This window comes from Dietzia sp. Cai40 (genome assembly GCF_014145165.1).
Lineage (GTDB): Bacteria > Actinomycetota > Actinomycetes > Mycobacteriales > Mycobacteriaceae > Dietzia > Dietzia natronolimnaea.
Genome location: NZ_JAALEB010000183.1, coordinates 1 through 6,872, shown reverse-complemented (window position 1 = coordinate 6,872; position 6,872 = coordinate 1). Strand labels below are relative to the sequence as shown.

Annotated in this window: 5 protein-coding genes; all 5 read left to right on the top strand. The window is 71.0% G+C overall.

Translation table 11 applies throughout. The features are described 5' to 3' along the window. On the top strand, positions 1 to 1,146 hold a 1,146-nt coding region (locus G6022_RS07985; protein ID WP_182691324.1), incomplete at its 5' end, for a helicase-associated domain-containing protein. A 90-nt stretch (positions 1,147 to 1,236) separates the two neighbouring features. Continuing rightward, positions 1,237 to 2,904, top strand: a complete 1,668-nt coding sequence (locus G6022_RS07980) for a DNA repair helicase XPB (RefSeq protein WP_179524654.1) — start codon at positions 1,237 to 1,239, stop codon at positions 2,902 to 2,904. 57 nt (positions 2,905 to 2,961) lie between these two features. Beyond that, complete coding sequence (locus G6022_RS07975; RefSeq protein ID WP_179524653.1) at positions 2,962 to 3,648, top strand: DUF3239 domain-containing protein; 687 nt, start codon at positions 2,962 to 2,964, stop codon at positions 3,646 to 3,648. Positions 3,649 to 3,793: 145 nt separating this feature from the next. After that, a complete protein-coding gene (gene nirB / locus G6022_RS07970; RefSeq protein WP_182616220.1) occupies positions 3,794 to 6,319 on the top strand; it encodes a nitrite reductase large subunit NirB in 2,526 nt (841 codons plus the stop codon). Between the two features lie 30 nt (positions 6,320 to 6,349). Then, the gene (nirD, locus tag G6022_RS07965) at positions 6,350 to 6,730 is read left to right on the top strand and encodes a nitrite reductase small subunit NirD (protein ID WP_182609571.1); all 381 of its coding nucleotides are present in this window, start codon (positions 6,350 to 6,352) and stop codon (positions 6,728 to 6,730) included. Positions 6,731 to 6,872: the final 142 nt, after the last annotated feature.

The window sequence follows — 6,872 nt, the reverse complement described above, 5'->3', positions numbered from 1 at the left end:
GAGCGCGACCGGGTCCTGCGCGCCCTGTGCCGGCTCGACCCCGGGGCCGAGCCCGGTGACGACCTGCTGCCGGAGGTCGTCCGGTGGTTCTCGCCGGTGTGGTTCGCGCGGGCCGGGTCACGGACCTGCACACAGACCGTCGGCGAGGCGCGTCGGCTGGGCCTCGTGGTGGGGACCACCGCCACCAGCGCGGCCAGGATCCTGGTCTCCGTCCCCCCCGCCGCCGGTCCCCCCTCGGCCGACGAGCTCGAGCCGGTCCTGAGGGCGGCGCTCCCCGAACCCGTCTCCGAGGTGATCGTCCAGGCCGACCTCACCATCCTCGCCCCCGGGCCGCTCGTCCCGGAGCTCGCGGCGGACTTCGCGTTGCTCGCCGACGTCGAGTCCGCGGGGGCCGCAACCACCTACCGCGTGACCGAGACCTCCCTGCGCCGGGCGCTGGACTCGGGACGTACCGCCGCCGGGATCAGGGATCTGCTCGCCCGGACCTCGATCACCCCGGTCCCGCAGTCCCTGGACTACCTCATCGAGGACGTCGCACGGAGGCACGGTCGACTCCGGGCGGGGGCCGCGCTGTCGTTCCTCCGCTGTGACGACCCGTCGCTTGTGGCCCAGGTCCTGGGCTCCCCGGTGGCGGAGAGTTGCGCCCTGCGTTCCGTCGCCCCGACCGTCCTCATCTCCCAGGCCCGTCCGTTGGATCTCGTCGAGGCCCTCCGGGAGCACGGGTACGCGCCCGTCGTCGAGGACACCTCCGGCGCCGTCGTCGCACTCACCCGCCCGGTGGCCCGGGTCCGGGCCACCTCCCCCGGCCGCACCCCCCGGGTCCCGACGCGTACCGCCACCACCGGCGAGCTCCGTGCGGCGATCACGGCGATGCGCTCGGCCGACCGCGTGCGGTCGGCGCGCGGTTCCTCGGGTGACGGGTACACGGGTGAGGCCGCCATCGCCCGCCTGCACGAGGCCGCGGGGTCGGGCACCGCGGTCACGGTCTCCGTGGTCGACGCGCAGGGCCGCTCGACGTCGCGACTCGTCATCCCCGTCTCCGTCGCGGGGGGCCGGATCGAAGGGGTGGAACCCGATTCCGCCGAGGCCGTGACCCTGCCGTTGCACCGCGTGATCTCGGTGGCCGATGTGGACCCCACCCGCTGACCCCACCCGCCGGCCCGACCCTCCGTCGCGATTTCCGGGACACTGGAGGGTCGGACCCACGCGGGCCCGCGAGAACCGAGGAGAACCGAAGTGAGTGGTGGACCGCTGATCGTCCAGTCGGACAAGACCGTGCTGCTGGAGATCGACCACGACCAGGCAGGCGACGCCCGGCAGGCCCTGGCCCCGTTCGCCGAACTCGAGCGCGCCCCCGAACACGTCCACACCTACCGGATCACGCCGCTCGCCCTGTGGAACGCGCGGGCCGCCGGTCACGACGCCGAGCAGGTCGTCGACGTGCTCGTCACCTACTCGCGCTTCCCCGTCCCACAGCCGCTCCTGGTCGACATCGCGGACACCATGGCCCGCTACGGCCGGCTTCAACTGGTCAAGAGCCCGGTCCACGGTCTCACCCTCATCTCTCTCGACGCCGCAGTGCTCGCCGAGGTCAGGCGACACAAGAAGATCGCCCCGATGCTCGGGGCGGAGATCGACGCCGACACCGTGATCGTCCACGCGTCCGAGCGCGGTCGGCTCAAGCAGGAGTTGCTGAAGGTGGGGTGGCCGGCCGAGGACCTGGCCGGGTACGTCGACGGCGAGGCCCACGAGATCTCCCTGTCCACCGAGTCCGAGCCCTGGGAGCTCCGCGACTACCAACAGATGGCCGCGGACTCCTTCTGGGCGGGCGGCTCCGGCGTCGTCGTCCTGCCCTGCGGGGCCGGCAAGACCATGGTCGGCGCGGCGGCGATGGCCCGCGCCAAGGCCACCACGCTCATCCTCGTGACCAACACCGTCGCCGGTCGGCAGTGGAAGCGCGAACTGCTCGCCCGGACCACGCTCACGGAGGACGAGATCGGCGAGTACTCGGGCGAACGCAAGGAGATCCGCCCGGTCACCATCGCCACGTATCAGGTCGTCACCCGCAAGACCAAGGGCGTGCACCGGGCGCTGGAGCTCTTCGACTCCCGGGACTGGGGACTGATGATCTACGACGAGGTGCACCTGCTCCCGGCACCGGTCTTCCGGATGACCGCGGACCTGCAGTCGCGTCGCCGTCTCGGGCTCACCGCCACGCTGGTCCGTGAGGACGGCCGGGAGGGTGACGTGTTCTCCCTCATCGGCCCCAAGCGCTACGACGCCCCCTGGAAGGACATCGAGGCGCAGGGGTGGATCGCCCCGGCCGACTGCGTGGAGGTCCGCGTGACGCTGACCGAGAACGAGCGGATGATGTACGCCACCGCCGAGGCCGAGGACAAGTACAAGTTGTGCTCGACCGCCCGCACCAAGATCGCGGTGGTGAAGCAGATCCTGGCCAGGCACTCCGGTGCCCCGACGCTGGTGATCGGCGCCTATCTGGACCAGCTGGAGGAACTGGGGGTCGAGCTGGACGCCCCGGTGATCCAGGGTTCCACCTCCAACAAGGAGCGGGAGAAGCTCTTCAACGCCTTCCGCGCCGGGGAGATCTCCACCCTGGTGGTGTCCAAGGTGGCCAACTTCTCGATCGACCTACCGGAGGCGAGCGTCGCCGTGCAGGTCTCCGGGACCTTCGGCTCCCGACAGGAGGAGGCCCAGCGGCTCGGGCGACTCCTGCGCCCCAAGAAGGACGGCGGACAGGCGCACTTCTACTCCGTGGTCTCCCGGGACACCCTCGACGCGGAGTACGCCGCCCACCGCCAGCGGTTCCTCGCCGAGCAGGGCTACGCCTACCGGATCACCGACGCCGACGACCTGCTCGGCCCGGAGCTGCCCGGGATCGGCTGAGCACACGGCCCGCCCTGGGCGTCCCACCCTCGCCGTGGCGCCTGGGATACTGGGTCCATGGCCTCCGATCGCACCTCCCGCGCCCCTCACGAGCAGTACCGCCTCGCCGACTTCCCCGTGGACGACGCCTGGGTCCGGAAGAACAACGAGAGCCTGGCCGAGGTGCGTCGTTTGCAGTGGTCCGCCGGGATCCTCGGGGTCGTCGTCCTCGCCGCCGGGACCGGGATGCTGCTCTACTCGGGCCTCGAACCGTGGGGCTGGATCATCGCCGCGCTGGCCGGCGTCTTCGCGATCGGGTGCCTGGCCATGATCGGGTACATCCCCCGGAAGATGGGATCCATGGCGCACACCTACGCCACCTCGGAACTCGTCCCGGCGATCGTCGCCGAGGTGCGACCGCGTGGGCTCACCCTGCTGGCCCTGGTCGACCGCGCCGTCGACCGGTCCGCGGGCTCGCTCCCCGCTCTGGCCGTCCGCAGTTGTGAGAAGATCCCGGGCCACGACGTCCGCGTGGGCACGCGGGTCCCCTGCGTCGCCGTGGTGGGCAACCGCAGCGCCCGCGGAGGTGACAACCTCTACCAGTTCATCTCCCCCATGCCCGTCGCCTGGGCCACCCCGGACGCCGCCGTGCTGCGGAGGCTGACCAAGGAGATCCCGGCCGGCGAGTGGGAGACCCTGCGCCAGAACCTCGACCGGGTCGGAGAGGTGTCGGCGTCTCCGGCCAACCTCGTGCCACTCGACTGAGAGCCCTCCCACCGCTCGACACCGTGGGCCTCACCCGACGCTCCTCCACCTGTGAGCAAGTCGTCACGGCACCGTGATCCGCCGCCACTGCGCGGAAACACGCGCTTTCTAGCCTGGTCGGCACAGGCTAGAAGGAGGTCTCCACATGACCGAGCACATCGTCGTCGTCGGACACGGAATGGTCGCCCACCGGTTCGTCTCCACCCTCGCGTCCCGGTGGGCCACCGCCGATCTCACCGTCACGGTGATCGGCGAGGAGACGGACCCGGCGTACGACCGCGTCGGCCTCTCCTCCTACGTCGGGGCGTGGGACCGCGAGTCGCTCCACCTCGAGGACGCCCGGCACGGCGCCGATCCGCGGGTGACCGTGCGATCGGGTCACCTGGTCACCGCGATCGACCGCGAGGCCGGGGAGGTCGAACTCTCGTCGGGCGAGCGGATCGCCTACGACACGCTGGTCCTGGCGACCGGCTCGCGGGCGTTCGTCCCACCGGTGCCCGGCCATGACCTCCCGGGATGTCACGTCTACCGCACCCTCGACGATCTCGACGGGATCCGCGCGGCCGCCGAACGCGCCGGGTCGGGCTCCCACGGCGTCGTGATCGGCGGTGGGTTGCTCGGCCTCGAGGCGGCCAACGCGGTGAGCCTGCTCGGGCTCACGCCGCACGTGGTCGAACGCAACGACCGGCTCATGCCACTGCAGGTGGACGCCGGTGGCGGCCATGTCCTGGCGTCTCTGATCCGTGAACTGGGGATCGAGATCCACCTCTCGGTGACCGGCACGGAGATCGCCGAGACGCCCGACGGGCTGACCGTCCGACTCACCGACGACGAGGGGGTCACCACGGTCGTCGACGCCGCCTTCGTGGTGTTCTCGGCGGGCGTCCGCCCGAGGGACGAACTCGCGCGGCTCTCCGGTCTGGACACCGCCGAGCGGGGCGGCATCCTCACCGACCTCGCGTGCCGGACCTCGGACCCGAACATCTACGCGATCGGCGAGTGCGCTGCCATCGACGGCACCTGCTACGGGCTCGTCGGTCCCGGGTACACCTCCGCCGAGGTGGCCGCGGCCACGATCCTCAGCGGCGAGGGGGAGTTCACCGGGGCCGACCTGTCCACCAAACTCAAGCTCCTCGGGGTGGACATGGCGAGTTTCGGCGACGCGCACGGCGTCACGCCCGGTTGCCTCGAGGTGGTGGTCAACGATCCCGTCGCGGGGACCTACTCCAAGCTGGTCATGAGCGACGACGCCCAGACCCTCCTGGGTGGGGTGTTCGTCGGCGATTCCGGGCCGTACTCGCTGCTCAAGCCACTCGTCGGCCGCACGCTGCCGTCCCCCGACCCGATCTCGCTCATCTCCCGCTCCACCGGTAACGATCCCGGGGTCGGGGTGGAGGCGCTCCCCGACGAGGCGCAGATCTGCTCGTGCAACGCCGTCACCAAGGGCGACGTCCGCGAGGCCATCTGCGGCGGCGCCTGCGACGTGGCCGACCTCAAGTCGTGCACCCGGGCCGGCACCTCGTGCGGCTCGTGTATCCCCCTGCTCAAGCAGGTCCTCGAAGCGGAGGGGGTCGAGCAGTCGACGGCGCTGTGTGAGCACTTCGAGCAGTCCCGGTCGGAGCTCTTCGAGATCGTCACGGTCACCGGGATCCGGACCTTCTCCGGTCTGATCGAGCGCTTCGGCCACGGGTCCGGCTGCGACATCTGCAAGCCCACCGTCGCGTCCATCCTGGCCTCCACCAGTTCCGACCACGTCCTCGACGGGGAACAGGCCGCACTGCAGGACACCAACGACCACTTCCTCGCCAACATCCAGAAGAACGGCACCTATTCGGTGGTGCCCCGGATGCCGGGCGGCGAGGTGTCCGCGGAGCAACTCATCGTGATCGGTGAGATCGCGCGTGATCACGACCTGTACGTCAAGGTGACCGGCGGTCAGCGCATCGACATGTTCGGTGCGCGCGTCGAGGAACTGCCGGTGATCTGGAAGCGGCTCGTGGACGCCGGCATGGAGTCGGGGCACGCCTACGGCAAGTCGCTGCGCACGGTCAAGAGCTGTGTGGGCACCTCGTGGTGCCGCTACGGACAGCAGGACTCGGTCGGGATGGCGGTGCTGATGGAGAACCGCTACCGCGGACTGCGCGCGCCCCACAAGATCAAGATGGCGGTCTCGGGGTGTGCGCGCGAATGCGCGGAGGCCCGCGGCAAGGACGTCGGCGTGATCGCCACCGAGACCGGCTGGAACCTGTACGTCGGCGGCAACGGGGGCGCGACGCCCAGGCACGCGCAACTGCTCGTCGGTGACCTGACCGACGAGGAGCTGATCCGCTACATCGACCGCACGGTGATGTTCTACGTCCGGACGGCCGAGCGGCTCCAGCGGATGGCGCCCTGGCTCGAATCGCTGGACGGCGGCATCGACCACCTGCGCGAGGTGGTGTGCGACGACTCCCTCGACCTGGCCGCCGAGCTGGAGGGTCGGATGGAGGCCCACGTCGCGGGCTACGTGGACGAGTGGTCCGCGGTTCTGGACGACCCCGACAAGCTCGCCCGGTTCGTGTCCTTCGTCAACGCGCCCGAGTCCCCGGACCCCACCGTCGAGTTCGAGGAGAAGGACGGCCGCAAGGTCCCGGTCCTCCTCGGCTCCCCCGCGATGCCCGCACGAGTCTGACCCAACCCGAACCCCCGAAAGGACACCGTCATGACCGCACTCCTGTCCCCCACCGAGATCGAGGTCTGCCCCCTCGAGCGGCTCATCCCGGGGCGGGGCGTCGCCGCCCTGCTGCCCGACGGCCGACAGATCGCCGTCTACCTCCTGGACGACGGCAGTGTCCACGCCCTGTGCAACATCGACCCGATCGCCCGGGCCGCCGTGATGAGCCGTGGTCTCGTCGGCGACCGCGGGGGGGTCCCCGTGGCCATCTCCCCCATCGGCAAGCAGGCCTACGCCTTGGAGGACGGGCGCGGGGTCGACGACGAGTCGTACGGACTGTCCGTGTTCCCGGCCAGGGTCGTCGACGGCACCGTCCTGGTCTCCACCGAGGCCGCGATCCGGCACCAGGGGAGCCGGCTCGCCGCGTAGCCGGGCGCACCGGATCGCCGCACGGAGGCGGCACCGCCGGAACCCACGAGAGACGTCAGGCGCCACCGCGTGGATCCACGTGGTGGCGCCTGACCGCGTGCCGCGACCTGCGAGCAGCGCGGGGGCCCAGAGCAGCGCCGGA